General features: G+C 72.6%; 21 protein-coding genes. 12 read left to right on the top strand and 9 right to left on the bottom strand.

Annotated features, from left to right (window positions below; translation table 11 throughout):
* Positions 1 to 88: 88 nt before the first annotated feature.
* Positions 89 to 937, bottom strand: a complete 849-nt coding sequence (locus ACIA8K_RS16310) for an EamA family transporter (protein ID WP_396059467.1) — start codon at positions 935 to 937, stop codon at positions 89 to 91.
* 64 nt (positions 938 to 1001) lie between these two features.
* Here ACIA8K_RS16310 and ACIA8K_RS16305 point away from each other — a divergent pair, with 64 nt between their 5' ends.
* A complete protein-coding gene (locus ACIA8K_RS16305; protein ID WP_396059465.1) occupies positions 1002 to 1901 on the top strand; it encodes a LysR family transcriptional regulator in 900 nt (299 codons plus the stop codon).
* Here ACIA8K_RS16305 and ACIA8K_RS16300 read toward each other — a convergent pair.
* On the bottom strand, positions 1866 to 2636 hold the full coding sequence (locus tag ACIA8K_RS16300; RefSeq protein WP_396059463.1) for an endonuclease/exonuclease/phosphatase family protein: 771 nt from the start codon (positions 2634 to 2636) through the stop codon (positions 1866 to 1868). The genes ACIA8K_RS16305 and ACIA8K_RS16300 overlap by 36 nt on opposite strands.
* 163 nt (positions 2637 to 2799) lie before the next feature.
* On the opposite strand from ACIA8K_RS16300, the gene ACIA8K_RS16295 reads away from it, so the two are divergent.
* From ACIA8K_RS16295 to ACIA8K_RS16275, 5 genes are read left to right on the top strand one after another with little or no spacing between them, the layout of a single operon-like run.
* Positions 2800 to 3576 carry a sulfite exporter TauE/SafE family protein gene (locus ACIA8K_RS16295; protein ID WP_396059461.1) on the top strand — a complete coding sequence of 259 codons (777 nt, stop codon included), beginning with the start codon at positions 2800 to 2802 and terminating at the stop codon, positions 3574 to 3576.
* Positions 3577 to 3589: 13 nt separating this feature from the next.
* Positions 3590 to 3826: a nucleoside hydrolase gene (locus tag ACIA8K_RS16290; protein WP_396059459.1), complete on the top strand. Its 237-nt coding sequence runs from the start codon at positions 3590 to 3592 to the stop codon at positions 3824 to 3826.
* Positions 3827 to 3833: 7 nt separating this feature from the next.
* Entirely contained in the window at positions 3834 to 4160 is a 327-nt protein-coding gene (locus ACIA8K_RS16285) for a hypothetical protein (protein ID WP_396059457.1), read from the top strand.
* Between the two features lie 14 nt (positions 4161 to 4174).
* Positions 4175 to 5011 carry an oxidoreductase gene (locus ACIA8K_RS16280; RefSeq protein WP_396059455.1) on the top strand — a complete coding sequence of 279 codons (837 nt, stop codon included), beginning with the start codon at positions 4175 to 4177 and terminating at the stop codon, positions 5009 to 5011.
* A 57-nt stretch (positions 5012 to 5068) separates the two neighbouring features.
* The gene (locus ACIA8K_RS16275; RefSeq protein WP_396059453.1) at positions 5069 to 5506 is read left to right on the top strand and encodes a hypothetical protein; all 438 of its coding nucleotides are present in this window, start codon (positions 5069 to 5071) and stop codon (positions 5504 to 5506) included.
* A gap of 187 nt (positions 5507 to 5693) precedes the next feature.
* Here the strand turns inward: ACIA8K_RS16275 and ACIA8K_RS16270 are convergent, their stop codons facing one another.
* Positions 5694 to 7148: an Hsp70 family protein gene (locus ACIA8K_RS16270; RefSeq protein WP_396059451.1), complete on the bottom strand. Its 1455-nt coding sequence runs from the start codon at positions 7146 to 7148 to the stop codon at positions 5694 to 5696.
* 145 nt (positions 7149 to 7293) lie between these two features.
* Here ACIA8K_RS16270 and ACIA8K_RS16265 point away from each other — a divergent pair, with 145 nt between their 5' ends.
* The 4 genes from ACIA8K_RS16265 to ACIA8K_RS16250 all read left to right on the top strand — a co-directional run bounded on the left by ACIA8K_RS16265 (position 7294) and on the right by ACIA8K_RS16250 (position 10678).
* The gene (locus ACIA8K_RS16265; RefSeq protein WP_396059449.1) at positions 7294 to 8055 is read left to right on the top strand and encodes a glycerophosphodiester phosphodiesterase; all 762 of its coding nucleotides are present in this window, start codon (positions 7294 to 7296) and stop codon (positions 8053 to 8055) included.
* A gap of 18 nt (positions 8056 to 8073) precedes the next feature.
* Positions 8074 to 9435 (top strand): MFS transporter, encoded by a 1362-nt coding sequence (locus ACIA8K_RS16260; protein WP_396059447.1) that lies wholly within the window; start codon positions 8074 to 8076, stop codon positions 9433 to 9435.
* A 51-nt stretch (positions 9436 to 9486) separates the two neighbouring features.
* Positions 9487 to 9843 carry a GntR family transcriptional regulator gene (locus ACIA8K_RS16255; RefSeq protein ID WP_396059445.1) on the top strand — a complete coding sequence of 119 codons (357 nt, stop codon included), beginning with the start codon at positions 9487 to 9489 and terminating at the stop codon, positions 9841 to 9843.
* Between the two features lie 106 nt (positions 9844 to 9949).
* The gene (locus tag ACIA8K_RS16250) at positions 9950 to 10678 is read left to right on the top strand and encodes a glyoxalase (protein ID WP_396059443.1); all 729 of its coding nucleotides are present in this window, start codon (positions 9950 to 9952) and stop codon (positions 10676 to 10678) included.
* 6 nt (positions 10679 to 10684) lie between these two features.
* On the opposite strand, the gene ACIA8K_RS16245 is transcribed toward ACIA8K_RS16250, so the two are convergent.
* The 5 genes from ACIA8K_RS16245 to ACIA8K_RS16225 all read right to left on the bottom strand — a co-directional run bounded on the left by ACIA8K_RS16245 (position 10685) and on the right by ACIA8K_RS16225 (position 18564).
* Complete coding sequence (locus tag ACIA8K_RS16245; RefSeq protein ID WP_396059441.1) at positions 10685 to 12112, bottom strand: FAD-dependent oxidoreductase; 1428 nt, start codon at positions 12110 to 12112, stop codon at positions 10685 to 10687.
* A gap of 136 nt (positions 12113 to 12248) precedes the next feature.
* Positions 12249 to 12866 carry a TetR/AcrR family transcriptional regulator gene (locus tag ACIA8K_RS16240; RefSeq protein WP_396059439.1) on the bottom strand — a complete coding sequence of 206 codons (618 nt, stop codon included), beginning with the start codon at positions 12864 to 12866 and terminating at the stop codon, positions 12249 to 12251.
* A 237-nt stretch (positions 12867 to 13103) separates the two neighbouring features.
* Positions 13104 to 14921 (bottom strand): hypothetical protein, encoded by a 1818-nt coding sequence (locus ACIA8K_RS16235; protein ID WP_396059437.1) that lies wholly within the window; start codon positions 14919 to 14921, stop codon positions 13104 to 13106.
* On the bottom strand, positions 14918 to 16849 hold the full coding sequence (locus ACIA8K_RS16230) for a dynamin family protein (protein WP_396059435.1): 1932 nt from the start codon (positions 16847 to 16849) through the stop codon (positions 14918 to 14920). Before ACIA8K_RS16230 ends, ACIA8K_RS16235 begins: the two co-directional genes overlap by 4 nt.
* Positions 16846 to 18564 carry a dynamin family protein gene (locus tag ACIA8K_RS16225; RefSeq protein WP_396059433.1) on the bottom strand — a complete coding sequence of 573 codons (1719 nt, stop codon included), beginning with the start codon at positions 18562 to 18564 and terminating at the stop codon, positions 16846 to 16848. The genes ACIA8K_RS16230 and ACIA8K_RS16225 overlap by 4 nt, the downstream gene beginning before the upstream one ends.
* A gap of 229 nt (positions 18565 to 18793) precedes the next feature.
* Between ACIA8K_RS16225 and ACIA8K_RS16220 the strand changes: the two genes are divergently transcribed.
* Positions 18794 to 21559 (top strand): LuxR C-terminal-related transcriptional regulator, encoded by a 2766-nt coding sequence (locus tag ACIA8K_RS16220; protein ID WP_396059431.1) that lies wholly within the window; start codon positions 18794 to 18796, stop codon positions 21557 to 21559.
* Positions 21556 to 22083, top strand: a complete 528-nt coding sequence (locus tag ACIA8K_RS16215) for a helix-turn-helix transcriptional regulator (protein WP_396059429.1) — start codon at positions 21556 to 21558, stop codon at positions 22081 to 22083. Before ACIA8K_RS16220 ends, ACIA8K_RS16215 begins: the two co-directional genes overlap by 4 nt.
* Here the strand turns inward: ACIA8K_RS16215 and ACIA8K_RS16210 are convergent.
* Positions 22062 to 22955 carry a lysostaphin resistance A-like protein gene (locus ACIA8K_RS16210; protein WP_396059427.1) on the bottom strand — a complete coding sequence of 298 codons (894 nt, stop codon included), beginning with the start codon at positions 22953 to 22955 and terminating at the stop codon, positions 22062 to 22064. The genes ACIA8K_RS16215 and ACIA8K_RS16210 overlap by 22 nt on opposite strands.
* Between the last annotated feature and the right edge of the window lie 22 nt (positions 22956 to 22977).

The raw sequence follows: 22977 nt of genomic DNA, 5'->3' as shown, positions 1-22977 counted from the left end.
GCGTTTCGTCAAGGGCTCCCAACCTGGAGGTTTGCGCCCGCCCGGCCCGTTGATCGCGCCGCATGCGCCGGCTCCGGAGGAGTAGCGGTCAGGCTGCGGCCGCGACTACCGGGGGTGGTGTGGGCTGGTTGTCGGCGGCTGGCCGGGTGCCCATCCGTGCCGCTCCGATGCCGGCTGCGACGACGAGTGCGACGCCGGCGAGTGGGCCCCATCCGGGTGTCTGGGAGATCAGTGCCCAGCCGGCGAGCAGGGCGATCGCGGGTTCCAGGGACATGAGCACGCCGAAGGCGGTGGCGGTGAGCCGGCGGAGTGCGAGGAGTTCGAGTGCGAACGGCACGACGGTGACCAGGACCGCGAGTGCGGCTCCGCCGAGGAGTAGGAGCGGGTCGAGGGTCGGGTAGACGGTGAGTGGTGTGAACGCGGTGGCGACGAGCGCGGCGACGGGGATGGAGACGGCGAGTGGTGCGAGTCCGGTGGCCTGGTCTCCGGCACGTTGGGTGAGCAGGATGTAGGCGGCCCAGCAGGCGCCGGCGGTGAGGGCGAATGCGATTCCGCTGAGGGAGGCGGCCTGCCAGGGCCAGGTCATGCAGGCGACGCCGGCGGCGGCGAGTGGTGGCCAGAGGAGGCGGGCGTGGCCTCGGCCTTGGATGACGGCGACGGAGAGTGGTCCGAGGAATTCGATTGCGGAGGCGGTGCCGAGTGGCATGCGGGCGGCGGCGGCCATGAAGGTGAGGAGCAGGGCGCCGGTGACGAGCCCGAGGGTGATTGTGGTGGGGGTGATGTGGTGGCGGCGTGGGCGGGCGAGTGCGAGGAGGATGAGCGCGGACCAGGCCAGTCGTAGCCAGACGACTCCGGCGGTGCCGAGGTGGTCGAGGAGGTGGACGGAGAGGGCGAGGCCGATCTGGATGCAGATCATGGCGGTGACCGCGTAGCGCATGTGCGCAGTACATCATCCACGTCCACGTGAAGATCATGGACGAATTGTTCGTAAGATCTGGATGGTGGAGACGCGACGACTGCGGTTTTTGACTGAGCTGGCGCGGCTGGGTTCGATGCGTGCGGTGGCGGATGTGTTGCAGACGACGACGAGCACGGTGTCGCAGCAGATCGCGGCGTTGGCGCGTGAGGTCGGCACGCCGGTGATCGAGCCGGATGGGCGGCGGGTGCGGCTGACTCCGGCGGGGCGGCGGCTGGCCGCGCATGCGGATGGGATTCTGGCCGCGGTCGAGGCCGCGCGTCTTGACCTCGACCCTTCCGCGGTCCCGGCGGGCACGGTGCGGGTGGCGGGTTTCGCGACCGGCATCCTGGTCTCGTTGTTGCCGGTCGTGCGGGCGCTTGCCGCCGGGCATCCGCAGGTGCGTCTGCGGATTCTTGAGCAGGAGCCGGGTGAGGCTCTTGCGCTGCTTGGCGCGGACGGTTGTGATCTGGTGCTCGCCTATGACTTCAATCTGGCGCCCGCGTCCGTGGGTGCGGGGTTGCGGAGCACCGTGATCTGGTCGAGGCCGTGGGGTCTCGGGGTTCCCGTGGCGGCGGAGGTTCCGGAGGGTGATGCGGTAGCGGTCTTCAGGGCTTTCCGGGGGTACGAGTGGATCGTCAATTCGCGGAACGTCGCTGATGAGCAGGTGGTGCGGGCGATCGCGTCGATGGCGGGTTTTGTTCCGCAGGTGACCCATCGGTCGGACAGTCTGGATCTTCTCCAGGAGTTGATCGCGGCTGGTCTGGGTGTCGGTCTGCTCCCGGTGGGTCTGCCGCTGCGTGACGGTGTGCGTCTGCTGCCGTTGTCCGGCCCGGGGGTGGAGATGCGGGCTTATGCGATCACCCGTGGTGGCCGGGAGGTGTGGGCGCCGCTCGCGTTGGTGCTTGGGCTACTCGAGTTCGACGACGAGCGGCCGGTGGTCTGAGATCGGGACCTGGGGTGTGTCGATGCTGCGGACCTGGCCGAAGGCGCCGGCGTCGCGTGGGTCGAGGAGGAGGTGGTCGAGTTGGAGTGTCGGTGAAGGGCTGGGGTAGGTGGCGGCGCGGGCGAGTATGCGCCAGCGGGAGATCCGGCCGGCGACCGCGGCGGGGAGGTTGAGGTCGCCGGTGAGCAGCCGGGGTGCGGGCATGGTGCGCAGGGCGCGGATGACGGTGCGGAGTTGGAGCAGGTTCCAGCCGGGGACGAAGGACAGGTGGGTGGTGGCGACGGTCATGGTGCCGCCCCAGGGTGGTTCGACGACGGCGGCGAGCAGGACGCGGGGTTCGTCGCGGAGGAACAGCGGCCGTGGTGTGAAGATCGGGGCGCGGACGGGTGCGGCGGGTAGCCGGACGGTCCGCCATTGTCGTACCGGCCAGCGGGAGATCAGGCCGATGCCGTAGTTGGGCTGGTCGGCGCCGTCGTCGTCGTGGGTGAGGGCGCGGAATCCTTCGCCGGGTGTGCCGATGACCGCGGCGGCGAAGCGGTAGTGGTCGGCGCCCATGGCGGTGGCGGCGAGGGCGGTGAGGTCGAGGTGGTGGCTGCGTTCCTGGGCGCGGTCGACCTCTTGGAGTCCGAGGATGTCGGCGTCGAGGGTTTTGATCGCGGCGGTGAGTCGTCCGGCGTCGACGGTGCCGTCGCGCAGGGAGCGGCCGTGGAGGAGGTTGAAGGTGGCTAGGCGCACCCTGCCACGGTAAGGGGTGTGGGGTTCCGGTCCGGACCGGCTGGCCCGTTGAGTGGCGGGTACGGTGTCGTCCGTGCTGGTTAAAGCCCTGTTCTGTATCGGTCTGGTGTTTGTCGCGGGTGCGGCTGCCGGTTGGTGGCTGCGTAATCGGCGGGGTTTGTAGATGGACCCGGGTCAGGTTGCGGTGCTGCTTGTGGCTGCTGCGGCGGCGGGCTGGGTCGATGCGGTGGTGGGTGGTGGTGGTCTGCTGTTGCTTCCGGCGTTGTTGATCGCCGCGCCGGGTGTGCCGGTGGCGACGGCGTTGGGGACGAACAAGCTGGCGGCGATCGCGGGTACGGCGACGGCTGCGGTGACGTACGCGCGCCGGACGAAGATCGACTGGTGGGTGGCGGGTCCGGCGGCCGGGTGTGCGGTGCTGCTGTCGGGGGTGGGTGCGGTGCTTGCGGGGAGTGTGCCGGCGTCGGCGTACCGGCCGGTGGTGTTGGGTGTGCTTGCGGCGGTGGCGTTGTTCGTGACGTTCCGTCCGCAGATGGGGGTGACCTCGGTGCCGGAGAAGCGGACCCGGACGCGTGCGGCTGTGGTGGTCGCGATCGCGGGTGGGTTGATCGCGTTCTATGACGGGATGATCGGGCCGGGGACGGGCACGTTTCTGGTGTTGGCGTTCACCGCGGTGATCGGGGCGGATTTCGTGCATGCGTCCGCGATGGCGAAGATGGTGAACGCGGGTACGAATCTGGGTGCGCTGATCGTGTTCGGTGCGGGTGGGCACATTCTGTGGGCGCTGGGTGCGGCGATGGCGGTCTGTAACGTGATCGGGGCGACGTTCGGGGCGCGGATGGCGTTGCGGCGTGGTTCCGGTTTTGTGCGGGTGGTGTTGCTTGTGGTGGTGTTGGCGCTGTTGGTGAAGCTCTCCTATGACCAGTGGCTGGCGCCGTCCTGAGAGGATCTCCGTCGTGAGACCTCTGCTGATCGACTGTGATCCCGGTATCGACGACATGGTGGCGCTGCTGCTCGCGTGTGCCAGTCCCGAGGTGGACCTGATCGGTGTGACGACAGTCGCCGGGAATGTGGGTGGTTTCCTGACCACCCGGAATGCGCTTGATGTGCTGGCGTTCGCGGGCCGCCCGGAGGTGCCGGTGGTGGCCGGTGCGTCGCGGCCGCTGGTTGCGGAGAACCTGCGTCGGCCTTGATGTGACGATGCGGACGCTGATCAGCCCGGCGCGTGCGGTGGAGTTGTCGCGGAGCGGCCGGACCGGGCGGGTGGTCGCGGACGGGTTGGCCGAGTATCTGTCCGGCGTCGACGACGGTGTGCCGGTCCATGATGCGGTGGCGATCGCGGAGGCGGTGCGGCCGGGGTTGCTCGACTGCCGGCCGTGCCGGATCGAGGTCGATTACGGTCCGGGGCCGAGCCGGGGGAACACGCTTGTGTCGTTTCTGGGTGCGGGGCCGACGACTGTTGCGGTCGGCGGGGATTTTCCGGTGGTCTCGGAGTTCATTCTGGAGCGGGTCGCGGGCCTGGGTTGACCTATGCTCGGCGAATGACGTGGCGGGCAGCGGATATTCCGGATCTCAGCGGTCGTATCGCGGTGGTGACCGGTACGAACAGTGGGCTCGGGAAGGTCACGGCGGGGCGGCTGGCGGCGCGGGGTGCGCATGTCATCCACGCGGTGCGTGATCTGGCGAAGGGGCGGGCCGCGGCCGGGGAGGGTGCGGACGTGCGGCGTCTGGATCTGGCGGATCTGCGGGTGGTGCGGGAGTTCGCGGCGTCGGTGGAGTCGTTCGACCTGCTGATCAACAATGCGGGGGTGATGTGGCCGCCGCTGACCCGTACCCGCGATGGTTTCGAGTTGCAGTTCGGGGCTAATCATCTCGGGCATTTCGCGTTGACCGCGTTGTTGTGGCCGCGGCGTGCGGTGCGGGCGCGGGTGGTGACGGTGTCGTCGTTCCTGCACCGGCAGGGTCATCTGGATCTGGCGGATCCGAACTGGGAGCGGCGCCGGTACTCGCCTGAGGGTGCGTATGCGCAGTCGAAGTTCGCGAACATCGTGTTCGCGTCGGAGTTGGACCGGCGGATCCAGGCGGCCGGGATCAGTGCGGCGAGCCTGTCCGTGCATCCTGGGTATGCGCGGACGAATCTGCTGACAAGTGGCCCCACGGGTCTGCGGTCACTCGGCCGGATCTTGAGTCCGGTCTTCGCGCGGCCGGCGGCGGCGGGGGCGTTGCCGACGTTGTTCGCGGCGACCGCGCCGGATGCGGTGTCCGGGACGTTCGTCGGGCCGGCGATCGCGGATCTGTTCGGCGGACCGGCGGTGCTGACGCCGGCGCCGGGTACGACGTCGCCGGAGCTGGGGGCGGCGTTGTGGACGCTGTCGTAGGAGCTGACCGGGGTCCCGTTTCTCGTGTAGTTTTCACCTTCCGGCAAGATCGTCGTCGTGACTGACAACGCGACCGACGCGGTACGCGCGCATCTGCGCCGTGTGCTGCAGCACAACAAGGACCGCAAGCTGCGCCGACTCGACCGGATCGCGGCCGAGGAGGCGGCGGGGCACCGGATCATCAGCGGCGGGCAGACGCACGGCGCGCACTGGAGCCTGCACGACTGGCGGTCCGGTGACGTCATCGCCGAGGGCGATCAGGGCATCGACGAGTTCGACGAGGTGCGGGAGCGGCTGGACCCGGACGACAGGTGGCTGCACATCGACCACATTCCGTTCTCCGACGATGCGCCGGCGTTCCTGCCCGCCGAGGAGGGTCTTCCCGGCGATCTGGGTGTGGTGCTGCAGCAGTGGGTGAGCGGGACCGGCACGAGTTCCGAGGCGCTCGGTGTGTTCGTCGGCTGGCCGGCCGCCCAGGTCGACGAGTGCCGGTAGCCGCGTTCACGCTGCGCCCCGCGACCGTCGGGCCCCGCGGGTGGGTTGTTCCCGGCTACCGCGGCCGGTGAGCCCGCGGGAGCATGCGGGCCGGACCACCGCGGAAGCGGGACGATGAATTAAGGCTTGTGCCTGGGTCGGCGGGTCACGAGTGGGCGATCAGCCCGCGACCCGCCGAACAGCGCGCCTAGTACGTCCGGGTCACGCCGGTCGGTGTCGGGGTGGCGCCGGTGCCCGGGGTGTCGTTGTCCTCCTGCGCGAAGATGTTCAGGCACACGCAGCACAGGATCCAGATGATGTTGATGAGGGCGATCGCCCAGATCCAGCGCGGGTCCTTGTACCAGACGCGCTTGGCGCCGCCGCCTGTCATCACCGGCGGGCGCGGCGGGCCCTTCTGCACCATCGGCGGGTGCATGACCGGCTGCTGGTGATAGACGGGCTGCTGCTGCTGGTGCATGACCGGCGGCGGGGGCTGCATCTGCGGCGGGCCGGACGTCGGGTAGGCGGGGCCGCCGGACGAGACCGGCTGGTACGGCGGCACCGACACGGGTGCCGGGCGCTGCGACGGTGTGGGCGCGGGGCCGCCGTGGTAGGCGGCGCCCTCCGCGACGACTGTCTCCGGCTGCTCCAGGGTGGTCGGCGCGACGCCGATCCGGTTGTGCAGCAGCGACGCGACAAGCGGGATCCGGGACGATCCGCCGACCAGGAACACGCCGGCCAGGTGGGTGGGGGCGAGGCGGGCGGCCGCGACCGTCTCCAGGAGCGTGTCGACGGTACGGGCGAGGTGTGGGCGCAGCAGCCCGTCGAGTTCCTCGCGGGTCACGTGTGCGGAGATGTCCATCTGCGGCACGTGAACGTCCGCGCTGTTCGCCCGGGACAGTGACTCCTTCGCGCCGCGTACGTCGTCGTAGAGGACGGTGCGCTGGCGGCGCTGGGCGGCGTCGCGGGGGGCGATCAGGCCCTGCCAGGCCGGGTTCGCGCCGGCGTTGTAGGCGCGGCCGAGGTGGTCGACGAGGAGCTGGTCGAAGTCGAGGCCGCCGAGGTCGTGCAGGCCGCGCTGGGCGAGAACCTCGAACCCGGCGGGGCCGGCGTGCCGGACCACTGCCGCGTCGAAGGTGCCGCCGCCGAGGTCGTAGATGGCGAGGGCGCGGCCCGGCCCGAGCTGCGCGCCGAGGACTGCGGTGTAGTAGGAGGCGGCCGCGACCGGTTCCGCGATCAGGCGCGGCTGCGGGAGCCCGGCCATCCTGGCGGCCTCGAACAGGGCGGCGCGGCGGCGCTCACCCCACTGGGCGGGGTGGGTCATGCGCAGCTCGTCGGGTGGGCCGCCGAGGTGCCGGGCGGCCTCCTCGCCGACCCGGCGCAGCACCGCGGCGATCAGCTGGGAGACCGGGACCTCGCCGCCGCCGAGCAGGACCGCGCCGTCGTCGATGCGGCGCTTCGGGTTCGGCTCGAAGCGGGACGGGTCGTGCAGGGCGGAGCGTTCCGCGTCCCGGCCGGTGCGGATCTGGCCGGACGGGTCCAGGTAGACCGCGGACGGCAGCAGCGGCGACGAGTCGAAGACCAGGGCGCGTGCCGGGCCGTTGTTCGCCCGCACCACGGCCACGGTGTTGGAGGTGCCGAAATCGATCGCCAGGACGCGCATCGGGACACCCTAAAGCACCGCCGATCATGACGACACGCCGGGAAGGCGCGCCGACACGGTCAGCTTCCCGACCCAGCCGAACGGTGGAGGCGGTGTTCACCGTGCGGACGCCTGTACGACGACGATCGCCGGGCATACTGCGCGGGTGGATCACCCCTACCTGGATGCGGCCGTGCCGCTGGCGTTCGCGCATCGTGGCGGCGCCGCCGACGGGCTGGAGAACACCGCTGAGGCGTTCGCCCGTGCGGTCGCGCTCGGCTACCGGTACGTCGAGACGGACGTGCACGCGACCTCCGACGGCATTCCGGTGATCTTCCACGATCCGGATCTGCGGCGCCTCACCGGCCGTCCCGAGCGGATCTCCCAGCTGACCTGGGCGGATCTGCGCGCGGTACGGGTCGCGGGTGCGGCGGCCGTACCCCGGCTGGACGAGGTGCTGGACGCGTGGCCGCAGGTGCGGTTCAACATCGACGTGAAGGCGGACGGCGGCGAGGAACCGGCCGTCTCCACCGTCACCAGGGCCGGCGCGCAGGACCGGGTGTTGCTGGCCAGCTTCTCCGACGCGCGCCTGACCCGGATCCGGGCGCTCGGCGGCCCGGGGATCGCCACCTCGATGGGGATGCGCGCGGTCGCACGACTCCGGGTCGCGTCGCTGACCGGCCGGCGACTGCGACTGCCCGCGTCGGTGGTGGCCGCGCAGGTGCCGGTGCGGTACGGGCGGCTGCCGGTCGTCGACGCCCGGTTCGTCAGACACGCCCACGCGCAGGGGTTGCACGTGCACGTCTGGACCATCGATGATCCCGCACAGATGAACGCCCTGCTCGACCTCGGCGTCGACGGGATCATGACCGACCGCGTCGACGTGCTCCGCGATGTCTACACCGCGCGCGGTGCCTGGCCCTCCTGACTCTCCGGAAAGCGTGCGATGACGACAACCGTGACCCGCCGGGAACGCACCGGCTGGTACTTCTACGACTGGGCCATGTCCGCGTTCTCCACCACGGTGATCACGGTGTTCCTCGGCCCGTTCCTGACGAGCGTCACCAAGATGGCCGCCGGGTGTGAACTCGGCGCGGACACGTGCGACGCGTACGTGCACCCGCTCGGGCTGACGATCGCGCCCGGCGCGTACTACCCGTACCTGGTGTCGCTGTCGGTGCTGCTCACCGTGTTCGTCCTGCCGGTGACAGGTGCGATCGCGGACCGGTCCGCGCACAAGAAGGCGATGCTCGCCGGGACCGCGTTCCTCGGCGCGGGCGCGACGATCGCGATGGCGTTCGTGACCGGCGACAGATACCTGCTCGGCGGCGCGCTGTTCGTCGTCGCGAACGTCGCGCTCGGTGCCTCAGTCGTCGTCTACAACTCGTTCCTGCCGCACCTCGGCGGGCCCGACGAACGCGACGCGATCTCCAGCCGCGGCTGGGCCCTCGGCTACCTCGGCGGCGGGCTGCTCCTCGCGCTGAACCTGGTCGCGCTCACCATCTTCGAGAACCCGGACGATCCGCAGAGCACGCTCGACATCGCCCGCTGGAGCATCGTCTCCGCGGGCGTGTGGTGGGCGCTGTTCACGATCGTGCCGCTGATCTGGCTGAAGCAGCACGCCGCACCGCACGCCGACGACGAGCCGGCCCGCCGCAACGTGCTCACCGACGGCTTCGTGCAGCTGTCCCGGACGATCAGGCAGATGCGCGCGTACCCGCTGACGTTGTTCTTCCTCGGCGCGTTCCTGATCTACAACGACGGCATCCAGACAGTCATCAACCTCGCCAGCCAGTACGGCACCGAGGAGCTGCGCCTGCCGCAGTCGACGCTCATCATCACCATCCTGATCGTGCAGTTCCTCGCGTTCGGCGGCGCGCTGCTGCTCGGCCGGGTCGCCGCCCGGATCGGCGCGTGGAAGACAGTCCTCGCCAGCCTGGTGCTCTGGACGTTCGTCATTCTCGCCGCGTTCTGGCTGCCCGGCGAGGCCCCGGTCCCGTTCATGATCCTCGGCGCGTGCATCGGGCTGGTCCTCGGCGGCAGCCAGGCGCTGTCCCGCTCGCTGTTCAGTCAGCTCATCCCGGCCGGCAAAGAGGGCGAGTACTACGGCTTCTACGAGATCAGCGACAAGGGCACCAGCTGGCTCGGCCCGCTGCTGTTCGGCCTGGTCTTCCAGCTCACCAACAGCTACCGCATCGGCCTCGTCTCCCTCCTGATCTTCTTCGTGGCCGGCTTCGCGCTGCTGCTGTTCGTCCCGGTCCGCCGGGCCATCATCGCGGCCGGCAACACCCCGCCCCGCCTCCTCTGACCCGGCGGTGTCCTGCCGGGGTTCCGGACGGCAGGGCTCTAAGGTCGACACGTGCGCATTGAGATCGACGCTGACGCCGGCAACCCGCCCTACGCGCAGATCCGCGACCAGGTCGCGGCACAGGCACGGGACGGGGTGCTGACCGCGGGCACCAGGCTGCCCGCGGTCCGGGCGCTCGCCGGGGAGCTGGGGGTGGCCGTCAACACGGTGGCGCGCGCCTACCGGGAGCTGGAGCTGGCCGGGCTTGTCGAGACCCGGGGCCGGCACGGGACGGTGATCACGGCGCGCGCGGCGGGGGCGTCGCAGGAGGCGCTGCGGCTCGCCGGGCAGTATGCGACGGCCATGCGCGCGCTCGGCGTACCCCCGGACCAAGCTCTTGATCTCGCTCGTGCGGCGCTGGGTCTCTGACATTCCGACGCTCTGAAACTACGACATAGCGGATTTCCATGTGCGTCACGGGCGCCGGGTGCGGAAGACTTTCCGGCGACACCCGGACGACGAAGGGCGCCCCACCATGATCGACGAGAAGATCGACGCCGGGATCGAGGCCAACGAGACCGTCGTGCCGCTGCTGCCGTGCTCCGCGCCCGAGGAGATGCGCGCCTTCTGGGAGGCGCTCGGCGCCGAGGTCACCTACCAGCAGGCCAGGCCCTACCTCTACCTCGCGTTCCGGTTCAGCGGCGTCGACGTGCACTACGGCGCGCAGACCGGCGGCGGCGTGGGTATCTGCCTGGTCATGGTCGACGCGGTCGCGGCCTACCACGCCACGTTCGCCGCCCGGCTGCGCGCGCACTACGGCAGGGTGCCCGCGACCGGGCAGCCGCGGATCACCCGCTACCGGCCGGGGGCGACCCGGTTCACGCTCACCGACCCGGCCGGCAACTCGCTGATCTTCATCCAGCGCGACGAACCCGCCATGGAGTACGGCGGCGCCGCCCATCTGCGCGGTCTCGCCAAGGTCCTGGACAACGCCCGGATTCTGCGCGAATCCAAACTCGACGACCGGGCCGCCTGGCGTGCGCTCAACTCCGGGCTCAAACGGCACGCCGACGGCGCGACCGCGGCCGAGGTCGCCACCGCACTTGCCGCACTCATCGAACTCTCCGTGGCGCTCGGCGAGGACGCGCAGGTGCCGGCGTGGGGAAACCGGCTCGCCGGCCTCGACCTGACCACCGAGGAGCGGGACCGGGTGCGCGCCGAGGTCGCGGACCCGAGCCTGCTCACCGCCTGGCTGCCGGGCTAAAGGGCGCTAGGCGGCCGGCCCGAACCAGCGGTGCAGCGCCGCCTCCAGCCCCGGACCGTCCTCCCAGGCCACATAGCCGTCCGGGCGTACCAGCATGCTCGCCGCACCCCGCGTCCCGATCGACACCCGGCCGGCCCATGGTGCGGCGATCTCCGCGTACCGCCCGTCCACGCTCGCGTCGATCAGCAGCGGCCGGGCGTCCGCGGTCACCCCCTCCGCCGCCCACCGCGACGTCCCCGGATAGACGATGTCCGCGCCCGAGATCAGCCCCGCGATCCGCCGCAGCACCGACTCGTCCGCAAGCAGCTCACCGAAGAGGGCCCGCAACGCCGTGATCTCCGGACCCGGGCCGACAAGCACACCCTGCGCGGTCGTCTGCATCGTCACCCGCTCCCCGGCCGGGCGCCGCTCCGACTCGTAGGTGTCGAGCAGGCCGGGCGGCGCCCAGCCGTGCACGGCCGCCGCGAGCTTCCACGCCAGATTGACCGCGTCCTGCAGACCCAGGTTCAGGCCGTTCCCGCCGATCGCGGAGTGCACGTGCGCGGCATCCCCGGCCAGGAACACCCGGCCCGCCCGGTAGCGGTCCGCCAGCCGGGTGTTCCCGCCGGACATCCGCCGGACCATCCCGGGCGTGGCCGGCGCGGTGAACGGGGCGTCCACGCCGACCACCCGGGTGAACGCCGCCGCCAACTCCGCCACGCTCATCGGCGCCGACTCGTCCACGTCCGCGTGCTCGGACACGTTCACCATCACCCGGCCGTCCGGGAACGGCGCGAACGACACCATGCCCCGCTCCAGCCGGGTGTGCAGAAACGGCGGGATCACCCCGTAGCCGGGGACACGCATCCCGCCGGTCCCGGGATCGCGGAACGCGCCGTCCAGGACCACGTGCGCGCTCCGGGACACGGTCCGGTCGTGGGTGACGCCCGGGAAACCGATCCCGGCCAGCTTCCGGACCGCGCTGCGGCCCCCGTCCGCGCCGATCACCCACCGGGCCGTGACCGTGGCGCCGCCGTCGAGCGTCAGCGTGACCCCGTCGCCGTCCTGATCAAGACCGGTCACCGCCGCGCCACGGCGTAGCTCGACGCCGAGCTCCACCGCCCGCTCCGCGAGAACCCTCTCCACCCTCTGCTGGGGTACGAGCACCGTGTAGACCGGATTGGCGGCGCCCAGCCGCCCGAACGGCAGCGGATACGCGGCGAACATGAAGGCGTCCGCCGGGCGCGGGGGAGCGGCATCACCTGTCAGCCGCTCCAGCAGCCCCCGCCCGTGCAGCAGCCGTACGACCTGGCCGACCATGCCGTTCGCCCGCTGCTCGGTGCGCTGCTCCCGATCACGCTCCAAGACCAGCGGGCGGACACCGGCAAGTGCCAGCTCACACGCGGCCATCAGGCCGTTCGGCCCAGCCCCGACCACCACGACATCAAATTCCATGATAAATTCCCTTTTTTGGGTACGGTGCAGCGTCCGGCATGCGGATGCACGACGGCTACCGGTGGTGATGTGCGCACGCGACAGCGACGGAAGCGCCGCGGCGTACCGTGTCAGACGTGGTGGGGTTGACGTTCCGCTAGCGCGGGCCCGGCTCCGGAAGCCCGGCCGCGAGCAGCGTGAACGCCTCGGTCAGCAGATCCCGCATCGACGCGGCACCGTCACTGGCGATGTGCCGCTGCTGGCACGCGTTGTTCGCGGCGGTCACCGCGGCGGCCACCAGGTTCGGATAGAGATCACGGCCGGCGTCCGTGCCGGTCCGGGCCGCGACGGAAGCAGCGATCTCCGCCTCCGCCCGCACACCCGCCCGGAGACTCTCCGCCTGCAACGACGGCGACGCCAGCATCGCGCGCACACCCGCCGCCCACTGCACCGGATCAGGCCGCGGGAGCGCGGTCACCTCCGGGCCCGGCTCCACCTGCGCCAGCGCCGCCACCAGGATCGCCGTCCACAATGGCTCGCCGGTAGGCCGCTCCCGCAGCACCTCCGCGAAGCGCACCATGCGGTCCAGATGCCGGGCCGCAACCGCCTCGCCCTTGCTTGAGAAGTAGTTGTTGAACGTCCGCGGCGACACCCCGGCCGCGGCCGCGATGTCCTCCACAAGCACGTTCTCGGCGCCACGCTCCACGATCAACCGGATCGCCGCCCAGCTGAGCGCGGCCCGCGTCTCCCGCTTCTTCTCCTCCCGCAACCCCATGCCCCCACGGTACACAAAAGTGCGTGCCCCGCAAAGATGCGGGGCACGCAAGTTTTTCGGAGGTGTGGTGCGGCCGCTCCGGCAGATGCGGGGGCAAGCACGTTCTCTGTAGGAGAGGTCCGGGTGCCGGTGGCTCACGCTGCGCGGTCGGCGCAGACGCTATCCGCTGGGGCGGAGTCAGCCTGACAGCCGGCGTCCTCACCGGCTGTCAGCCCACGGGCGTCACGCGGACGGGCGTCACGCGGACGGCGGAGCCCACCAGCGCGCCAGAGCCGCGGTGGCCGGATCGTCGGAGGACTGCAAGGTGGTCCACGGGTCGCCGCTGGTCTCGGACTCGCCCGCGTAGTCGAGGAGATCCCCGGCCGGGACCGTGTCGTCCGGGCCGGAGAGCGGGTCGGTCCAGGCGGACAGGTCGCCGGGGGACAGCATGCCGGCCAGGTCGGCGGCGGTCAGGTCACCGAGCAGGTCAGGATCGATCCACGGCGGGCCGTCGACCGGGTCCGGCATCTCCAGACCCAGCTCCGGCGGGAACGTGTCCCACTCCGCGCCCACCCCGTGATCGGACAGATCCGGGTCCACGCCGACCGGCGGCGCCGCCCCGAAGTCCTCCTCCGGCAGCGGCGGCTCCTCACCCTCAAGATCAAAATCATTCGGGGGTACGGAATCCGTCTCGCCCGCCGCGCCGAAGCCGGCCTCCGGGTCGGTCAGGGCGGGGTCCGACGCCTCCTCACCCTCACCTGTCGAAGACTGATCCGCCGCAGACTCCGGGATTCCAGCCTCCGGACTCTCGGCGCCCGGAATCCCGGAGTCGTCCGTGAGATCGCTGCCGTCCGCAGCGTCGGGACCGGTGACGAAGGCGGGCCCGGCCGGATCGGTGACGCCGCTGTCAGCAGGAGTAATGTCGGCCTCGGCCGCCTCGAACGGCTCGGCCGCCTCGAACGGCTCGGCCGCCTCGAACGGCTCGGCCGCCTCGAACGGCTCGGCCGCCTCGAACGGCTCGGCCGTGAAGGCGTCTTCGTCACCGGCGCTCTGGTCGGCGTTGTCCTCGCCGCCGTCACCGAAGCCCTCCGTCGAGTCGGGAACCGCCTCGCCACCGCCACCGGTGCCACCAGCGCTACCGGCCTCGTCAGCGCCGTAGTCGCCCAGGTCGGCGCGCTCGGCGAAGCCTCCGATCAGGCCGGGAATCGCGTCACCACCGGAACCTGCGCGGTCGGCGTCCGCGTCACCAGCGCCAGAGATCCCGTCGGCGTCGTCACCGCGGGCACCGGTGTCCTGTGCATCGCCCTCAGCGTCGGCATCGCGCGCAGCGGTATCACCGAAGCCCTCGGTCGAGCCCGGAACCGCCCCGCCCCCACCGGCGCCCGACGAGTCGGAGCTGTCGTCGCCGGGGGAGCTGTCATCGCCAGGAGCGAACGGCTCGGAGACCGTCGCATCGGCGTCCGCCGGCTCAGCGGCCGAATCCGTACCGTCGGGCGTGGGCTCGGCCGGAACCGCAGGGTCACCCGGTGCGCCAAGAGCGTCGCCGCCGGTAGCCGCAAGCGAAGGATCCTCCGCGGAAGACGCGGGACCCGCCGCCCACGGGCTGATCTCGTCGCCGAGCGACGGGCGCTTCGCATCCGGCGCGGACTCGCCCCCGCCGTCCGTGACCGCATCCGGCTCCTGGGCGCTTCCGCCGCCGGCGGCCTCCCCGAACCCGTCCTCCGCCGGGACGCCCGCGGTGTCGTCCGCCGGGTCGCCGGGCGTGAACGGCTCGTCGGCCGCGCCGAAGCCTTCCGTGTACTCGTAGGGCTCGCCGCCCCCGGACCCGGCCGACGCCGCGAACGGGTCGTCCTCGCTGTAGCCGGGCGCGGCCCCGAACCCCTCTGTCGAGGCCGGCTCCGCGTCGGCGCCGGCATCGGGTGCGGCGTCGGCCGGTGGGGTGAGCGACGGCGCGTCGTCGTAGGTGAACGCGGGCGCGTCCTCGAACGGCGAGTGTGAGAACAGCGGAGGGCCGGTGATGTCGCCTGTGGTGTCGTCGTCCGGCTGTTCGCCGCCGGGCCAGTCCTGGTCGGTCATGCGGTCCCTCCAGGGGTGGGGGCGGGCTTGGCGCCGGGCTTGACCGCGGCACTGCCGGAGCTGGGGGCCAGGCCGCGGGTCTTGGCGAGGACCTCGTCGACCTGCTTGACGCGGGCGCGGAGCGCGTCGCGTTCGGTGGTCAGCGCGGCCTTCTTCTTCGCGCGGGTGGCCTTGTCCGTGGCGAGCGCCTGGTCGATCTTGCCGATGTGCTCGTCGAGTTCCTTCAGGCGGCGTTCGATCGCGTCGTCGAGGGCGAGCGTGAGCGCGTACTGCAGGTCGGTGAAGCGGTGGGCGACCTCGTCGGTGAGCGCGGCCCGGGACTCGCCGATGACCTCGCGCAGCCAGACCTTGGCCTGCTGGCGGTCGCCTGCGACGCGGCGCTTGTAGAGGATGAACGCGCCTGCGGCCAGGCCGATGCCGACGCCGACGACCGGCAGGAGCAGGCCGCCGCCGATGACCGCGCCGGCGCCGAGCGCGGATGCGCCGGCCATCGCGCCCCGGCCGGCCATCATCGCGATACCGCCGGCGGAGAGCGCGACCATCACGTTGTCCGTACCGGCGTCGCGCTGGGGTTTGGTGTTCAGGGCGTGGCCGAGCTGGGCGTTGAGGCGGCCGAGGACGTGCTGGAGTTCCCGGGGCGGGAACGCGTGCGACAGCACCTCCTCGCCGACCTGCCGGAACCGGCGCTGCAGCTCCGCGGAGAGTTTGACGGACACGGCGTGCAGGGCGGTGTCGATGCTCTGCGGCAGTGCCTCCAGCTCGTTGCGCTTGTACTTGTCCATCTTGCCCAGGTAGTCCTCCTGGAGCTCGGACAGCGCGGTCCGCAGGCCGCCGGTCGACTCGACCCGGGCCCGCTGCACGTGCGTGTTCAACGCCAAGGACCACTGCCGGGAGTCGGTACGCTTGCGCGCCGCCAACTGCTGCCGCTGCTCCTTGGCCTTGGCCGCGTCGGCCGGGTCCGGGTCGGTGGCGGTCATCTGCTCGCCGAGCGCCAGGTCCCGGCGGACCATCTCGGAGCGGATCGCGCGCAGCAGGTTCGCCCGGTCGAGCAGCCCGCGCCGCCCGGCGACCTGCCGCAGCGCCTTGGACAGCTCGTCGATGCGGGCTTCCTTGGCCAGTTCGGCCGCGACCTCCGGCGGCATCTGCGCGGCGGTCTCGGCGAGCCGGGCGGACACCGGGAACCAGGGGGCGGCGCCGAACCGGGGCGCGTGCGTCTTCAGGTGCGCCTTGTCGTCGGCGAGGATGGTGCGCCAGCCGGGGTACGCGTCCGTCTTGGTCAGCGCGAACATGACCAGGTTGACCCGCTTCGACGCCTGGATCAGGAAGTCCAGTTCCGGCTTGGACAGCGGGGAGGACGCGTCCACGACGAACAGCAGCGCGGTGGCCTGCTCGGCCGCGGCCAGCGCGACCTCGGCGTGGTTCGGGTCGAGGCCGCCGGTGCCGGGCGTGTCGATGAGCGTCAGGTGCTGCAGCAGCGGCGACGGGTAGCCGATCTGGATGCGGCGCGGCGGCCGGGCGCCCTCGGGCAGGCGCCCCCCGGCCGTACCCCAGTTGATCAGGCCGTCGATGCCGATCTCGACCGGGTTCTCGTGGCCGGGCTGCCAGGCGCGGGCCTGCGGCGTCGGCGCGTCGGTCATCTCCAGGTAGGCGGAGGTGGAGACCGCGACGTCGACCGGGGACAGGCCGGGCGCGCCGATCAGCGCGTTGACCAGGGAAGACTTTCCGCGTTTGGTCTCGCCGACGATGACGATCGCGGGCTTGTCCGACTCGCGGCGGGCGAGCACGTCCAGGTCCGCGGCCGCGTCCGGCTCGACCGAGCGCAGGTACGCCAGCGCGCCGTCCGCGGTCGCGTTCAGCTGCCGGGCCAGCGCCTGCACGGCCTCGGCACCGCCGGACTTGGACGCGGGGGTGGCGGGTGCCGTCGTCATCGGTAGCCTCCGTGGCCTGCGGGGTAGCCTCCCCGGCCGTCGTAGTACGGCGGCCCGGACTGAGGCGCGCCAGGGTAGCCGGGAGTGTAGGAGCCGGGCGCTCGCCCGTACCCCGGCGGCGGTGGGGGTGGGGGTGGTGGTTGTTGCTGCCAGCCGAGGCCGGCGGCCGCGCCCGAGACCGGGTGCGCCGAGTTCTGACCACGGATCTGCTGGGCGAGCAGGAAGAAGCCGCGGTGCGCGACCTGGGCGACGCGCGCCTGGGCCGGGCTGGCGCCGGCGACCGCGAAGACCCGCCACCGGTTCGCGGCGGAGAGCGCGGCCTGGGCCAGCTGCTCCACGTGCGCCTGTGGCATCTCCAGGATCCAGGCGGCGTCGGTGGTCAGCGCGAGGCGGGTGAGTTCGCGTTCCATCTGCTCGGGGAGCGCGACCGCGCCGGACGTGACCGACTGGGCCGCCTCAAGCAGGCGCAGCCGGTGGTACTCCGGCTGCTGCAGCACCCGCTCGATCGCGTCCCGGAGCAGCTCACGGTCCTGCTGGGCGGCGGCGTGGCCGGCCAGGCGCTCCAGGCTCGACAGCGCCCAGGCCGCCTTGATCGCGTCGGTACGCCAGCGGAACGCCTGGTCGAGAGTGTTGCGCAGCCGGGCGAACCCGGACGCCTGCAGCAGCAGCCGGACCAGCTCACCGGAGCCGAGGTCGGGGCGGGTGGCGAACTGGGCGAGCGCGAACCCGATCCCGTACAGGTCGAGCAGGCTCAGCAGCCGCTCACGCTGCGGTTTCGGGACCGGGCAGTCGCGGTTGATGAACAGGTCGACCGAGGCCATCAGCACCATCCGCTCGGTCTGTGACAGGCCGGCTAGCGTGCGCAGCGCCTCGCAGTCCGCGGCGGTCAGCCGGCCGGCCTCGGTGGTCTCGGCGAGCAGGCCCGCGATCGGGACGACCTCGGAGACGACCCGGCGCAGCACCCCGGCCTGGTCGGAGGCGAGCGGCCCGGCGACCGGCCACGGGTCCGCGCCGCCGACGACCAGCTTGTCGACCTTGTTGAACAGGCCGATCGAGTTGATCGGGTTGCCGGACAGCCGGGCCGAGATCGACTGGAACGTCGACAGCGCCGCGATGTCGTCCGCGCGCACGGCCTGGGTGAAGACGTAGAGGACTGCCTCCGCGCCGGAGACCGCGGCGACCGAGTCGTCGTCGAGGTCGTCGTCGAGCGGTGCGGCCGGATCGTTGCCGGTCACCTGATCGGGGGTGAGGTAGCGCTCGGACGCGGCCGAGATCGACTCGTTCGTCGAGGACAGACCGGGTGTGTCGACCACTGTCAGGTCGCGCAGCCGGTCGCTTGTCAGCGTCACGTCGACGAACGCGATCTCCTCGCGCGGCACGCCGAGCTGCATCGGGATCATGCCCGACTCCTCAAGCGGGCGCGACACGCGCGAGCCGTCCCGGCGGACCACGTCGAGGCGGTCGGCGGTGCCGTAGCGGAACTGGGTGACGACGCGCGTGCACTCGCCGACCGCGGTCGGCGCGACCCGGCGGCCGACGAGCGCGTTGACGAGTGTGGACTTGCCGGCCTTGAGCCGGCCGGCGACCGCGACGCGCAGCGCCTCGTCCAGACGGCGGCGGACGGCGAGCACCTGCTGGGCACTTGCCGGTGTCAGACGCGGGCCGACCTCGTCACACAGAGCGGCGACGCGGTTGGTGAGGGGACCTTGCACCACGATTGGTCAGCCGCCCATCTTCTCAGCAACAATGGCAGTGCTAACCATCGTTTGGTCAATCCCTCCCGGCGGAACGGTGAAGAGCGTCTGTGACACCCTCTAGGTTGCGTGGCCCAAGACTATTAGGCCCTACGGTACGAATATCCTGCCGGCGCAGGATCCCATGTTCGTGCCACCGTGCAACCGGCAGCATGGGCGCGGCGGCAGCGAGCCTGGTGGGGGAGGACCCTTGCACGAGACAGAGTCATCTGAGCGGGTCAGCACGCATGTGATGCTGCCACCGGACGTTCCGCGTCCGGTAACCGGCACACCCGATGTGCTGACCCGGGCGCGGGAAACCCTGGCCGCACCCGGGCTGGTCGTGGTCACCGGAGGCCCCGGCTCCGGGCGCAGCCGGATGCTCAAGCTGCTCGGTGACGCGTTCGCCGGCCCGGTCTTCACCGGCGGCGGCCTGGCGGTGCTGCGCGACTCGCCCGCGTTCGCGCTCACCCGGGCGGTCCGGGTACGACTGCCCGGCCACGACGCGCCGCTGCTGGCAGAGGCCGTGCGCGCCCGCGTCCGCGGCGGGCTGCTGGTCCTCGACGACCTGCAGTGGGCCGACCCGGTCACGCTCGCCGCGCTGCCGCTGATCGCCGCGCACACCCGCGTCGTGATCGCGCTGCGCACCCCGCACCGCCTCCCCGGAGCGGCCGTCGCGGCGCTTCGTGACGCGGCCGCGGCGTGGCTGCCGCTGCCGCCGCTGACCTCGGCCGAGGCCACCGCGATCGTCTCCCAGGTCGCGCCCGGCCTGGACCCGGCCGCGGTCGCCGCGGTCGTCACCACGGCCGGCGGGTCACCGCTGGCCTGCCAGGCGCTGGCCCGGCACGCCCAGCAGACCGGCACCCCGGGCACGGACGAGGCCGGTGACCTGCGATACGCGGTGGCCGGTGCGCTCGCCGACCTCAACCGCCCGGCCCGTACCGCGATGGCCGCGCTCGGCCTGCTCGGCCGCCCGGCCCCGGCCCGGCTGCTCGGCTCCGGCGCCGCCGAACTCGCGGACAACGGGCTGATCGTGTCGCTGCCGTCCGCGATACCTGCCGGCGACCCGGTCGAGTCGATCACCGGCACGCTGTCTGTCGTATCCGCGACAACCATGCCGACCCGGGCCGACCTCGGGATGGTCGCGGCCGTCTCGCCGTACGTGGCCGAGGTCGCCGCCGGCATGCTCGACGCGGACGCCCGCGCCGCCCTGCACCGCCGCCTGGCCCGGCTCGTCCCGCCGCGCGAGGCGGTCCGGCACCTGGCCGCGGCCGGGGAGACCGCGGAGGCGTACCGGATGGCCGTCTCCGCCGCCCGGACCACCGGCCGGGCCGGGGAACGCGCGGAGCTGCTGCTGCTCGCCTGCCGGCTGCCCGGCGCGATGCCCGACGCGGACGTGCGCGTCGCCGCCGCCCGCGCCGCGCTCGCCGCCGGCCAGCCGTCCGCCGCCGCGGCAGTGCTCCAGCCGCTCGAACACGCGGTCGCCTCGGACTCCACAGTGGTCGAGGCGATGGTGCTGCGTGCCGAGGCGCTGCTGCAGTCAGGCGACCTCGACGGCGCCCGGCGCAGCGCGGCCGCGGTGCCCACCGCGCTCGCCCCCGGCCTGCTCGCCGCGCGGGACCGGGTGCTGCTGCTGACCGACCTCGCTGACGATCCGGCGCTCGCGGTCGGTACGGCCTCGTCCGTCGTCGCCCGGCACGGCGACCAGCCGGCCCACACCGGGCTGCGGGCCGCGCTCGCCGCGGTGCAGGCCGCCCGCCGCGCCTACGGGTGGGAGAACGCGCTCGCCTCCGCCACCGCCGCGGCCGGCGACGCCGGGGACTCGCTCACCGCCCGCTGGTCCGCGTGGGTGCTTGTCGAGACGCTCGCCGCGGACGGCCGGCTGCCCGAGGCCTCCCACCTGGCGCAGGCCGCGGCCGGCGCCTGCCAGGCCGACCTGGCGTACAGCTGGCAGACCCGGTTCGTCGCGGCCGGCCTGTGGTGCGCGGCGCTGCGCGGCCACGCGGTCGGCGCTGCCCCCACCCCGGCGGCCGCCGCGCCGGTCATGCCGGCCATCCCCGCGTTCGGCGCCGGGCTTCCGCAGCCCGGTCACGCGGTCCGCGGCGTCGCCACCGTCCCGGTCGCGCCGCCCGTGCCCACGCTCGTCGAGCCGGTCCTGGCCGACCTGGTCGTGCACCGCGCCGCCGACCTGATGGACAGGTCGCTGCCCGCGCTCGCCCGTGCCTACGCCGCGTCCGCGGCCGGGCTGGTCGAGGCGGACGCCGGGCTGCTCGGCGCCGCCCGGGCGCGGATCGAGGCCGCCCCGGCCACGCCGGTCGCCGCCTGGGTCGCCGCGGAGATCGCCTGGCTGGACGGGCAGCCGGACCGGTCCGGGGTCTGGGACCCGGAGGCCGACCGGATCCCGCTGCTGTCCGGCCTGCACCGGATCACCGCCCGCTGGGCCGCGCTCGACGGCGCCCCGATCGACACCACCGGCCTGGAGTCCGCCGCGGGCGGCCCGACCGCGATCCACCAGACGCTGTCCGCGTGGGCAGCCTCGTCCGCGGCCGCGCCGTCCGCGTTCGCCGCGTCCGCTGCCGCGTGGTCAAGTGTGGTGCTGCGCGAACAGGTCCGCTGCCTGATCGCCCAGGGTCTGCACGAGGACGAGTCCGATCTGGCGGTCCGGGCGCTGCTCGCGGCCGAGGACCTGGCCGAGCGCGCCGGGCTGGTCGTGCTCCGCGGCCGGGCCCAGCGGGCGCTGCGCCGCCACTCGGTGCGCCGTGACATCCGCGGCCCGCGCGCCGGCGACGAGCTGACCGCCCGCGAGCAGCAGGTGATGCGCCTGGTCGCGGCCGGTGACCCGACCCGCCGGATCGCCGGGCAGCTGGGCGTGTCCGCCGAGACTGTCGAGACCCACATCCGGTCCGCGATGCGCAAGCTCGGCGCACGGACCCGGACCGAGGCGGCGGTGCGCGTCCGAGAGGCGCTGGTGTCGTGAGTTTTCCGGAGACGCCCCGGTACGTGCTGCCCAGCACCACCGACGCCACGGTGGTGCTGCGGCGGCTCGCCCGCGACGGCTGGACGACCCGGGAGGGCTTCGCGCTGCCCGAGGCCGGCTGGGACGTCACCGGAAACAACCTCGTGCTGTTCGGCCGCGTCCCCGACGTGGACACCGTCCAGCTGGTGGTGCTCGCGGCCGCGCGCGGTGCCGGCGTGGTCGCGATCGCCGACGCGGCCGGGGAGGCCGGCCGGGCGCTGCTCGGCGACCTGGCCCGCCTCGGCCCGGTCCGCCGCGACACCGAGACGCCCCCGGTCGAGGAGACCGGCACCGTCGACCAGCTCGCCCCGGAGCAGCGCGCGCTGCTGGAACGCCTGGCCAACGGCGAGACGATCGCGGCCGCCGCGGCGTCGGAGTTCATGTCGCTGCGGACCGCGAACCGGCGGATCGCCGAGGCCCGCAAGCTCCTCGGCGTCCGCACCACCCGCGAGGCCGTGATGGCCTACCTGGAGAGCAGGGGCTGACGGCGGTTCAGCACAAGGACCGCGACCGCGTAGAGCGTCACCATCGTCATGTCGGCCGCGACCAGCAGCGCGCCCGCGTCCGTGGCAGTCTCCTCGGAGTCGAGCATCCCGGCCGCGGCCGCCAGCCCGAACGCGGCCAGATTGCCGACCACGTGCAGCACGATCGCCGCCTCCAGGCCGCCGGTGCGGATCGTCAGCACGGCCGCGACCACGCCGAAGAAGATCAGATCGGCCATCCCCCACGGTGTGCCGTAGCCGTGCAGCAGCCCGAACCCGACCGCGGACACCACGATTCCCGGCCACGGTGACCGCGTCCACGACCCGAACGCCTGCACCAGCCAGCCGCGAAACACGTACTCCTCGCCGGCGGCCTGGAACGGCACCAGCACCACCGCCACGGCCACGCCGGCCGCGAACCGCCCCAAGCCCACCCAGGCGATGCCCTCGTCCTGGCCGGGGATGAAAGCCACGATCACATACATCAGCGCCACCAGGGGTACGGCGAGCGCCGCGCACCGCCCCAGCCAGCCCCATCGCAGCCGGCCCGCCACCGACGACACAGTTCCGGCCGGGCGCTTCTGGACGTCCCGCGCGACCAGGAACACCACCGGGATCAGCAGGCCCAGTCCGGCCAGCCCCACTGCCAGCTCGGCCTCCGCACCCAGGATCGGCCAGCCGTCCGCGTCCTGCGGCAGGTCCAGCACCAGCCCGGCGACCCCCGCGGCGATGAACGGGACAAGCACCGCGCACATCGCGCCGACCGCCACCAGCAGCGTGCCGAGCAGCGGCCGCCACCAGCGGTGCCGTGCCGTGCGCGCGAGCCTGTGGTACGGCACCGGCGTGACCGCCCTGTCCTCACACGTGATCGTCATGTGCTCAAGCGTCCGGGCGCCG

This window comes from Catenuloplanes sp. NPDC051500 (genome assembly GCF_044454585.1).
Classification (GTDB): domain Bacteria; phylum Actinomycetota; class Actinomycetes; order Mycobacteriales; family Micromonosporaceae; genus Catenuloplanes.
Note: the sequence above shows the minus strand (reverse complement) of the source record. Positions and strands in the feature narration are given on the sequence as shown.